Origin of the sequence: Methylobacterium oryzihabitans, from assembly GCF_004004555.2 — a bacterium.
GTDB lineage: Bacteria > Pseudomonadota > Alphaproteobacteria > Rhizobiales > Beijerinckiaceae > Methylobacterium > Methylobacterium oryzihabitans.
On sequence record NZ_SACP01000091.1, the window covers coordinates 1 to 615 of the forward strand.

Consider the following 615-nt stretch of genomic DNA (forward strand, 5'->3'; position numbering starts at 1 on the left):
GGCATGGCGGCGCTCGCCGGCGCCCTCGCCCGCGCCCATGCCGAGGCGCTGGCCGCGCCGCTGCGACCCGACCCGCCCCTGGCCCCGGCACTGGCGAGCGCCCAGGCGCTGCTGCCCTCCGGCGGCCACCTCGTGCTGGCGAGCGCCCTCGACGCACCGGGGCCCGATTTCGAGGCGGCGCTGTCGGCGCTGGCCGAGCGGGTCTCGGTCAGCCTGATCCTGGTCAGCGACGCCTTCGAGCGCGCGGCCCCGCCCGGCCTCTATCCGTTCGCCACCGCGGATGGCCGGCGCGGCACCGGCCGGGTCGGGCGCGTCCCGCCCGCCGGGGACGACCGGCTCGGTCGCTGGGCCCGGCTCGGAATCGAGGGCGTGCGCATCGACGTCGAGGGCGGGCCGGATTCGTTCGCGCCCCTGATGGAGCGGCTCGATGGCCTGCTGTGACGGCGCCCCGGCCGCCCTCGCGGGCTTGCGCGGCCTCCACCCGCCGCCCGCCGACCCGCCCCATCTCGACGCCCTGGCGGGGGCCGGCCTCGGCCTCGCCCTCGCCGCGCTGGCGATCCTCGCCCGCCGGCACCGGCGCCGGCCGCTGCGCGCCGCCGCGCTCGCCGCCCTCGC

2 pseudogenes are annotated in these 615 nt (G+C 81.1%); both read left to right on the top strand.

What is annotated here, in order from left to right:
* Nucleotides 1-441: pseudogene (locus EOE48_RS28470) on the top strand (DUF58 domain-containing protein); the annotation flags it as partial.
* Nucleotides 428-615: pseudogene (locus EOE48_RS28475) on the top strand (DUF4381 family protein); the annotation flags it as partial. The pseudogenes EOE48_RS28470 and EOE48_RS28475, both read left to right, overlap by 14 nt.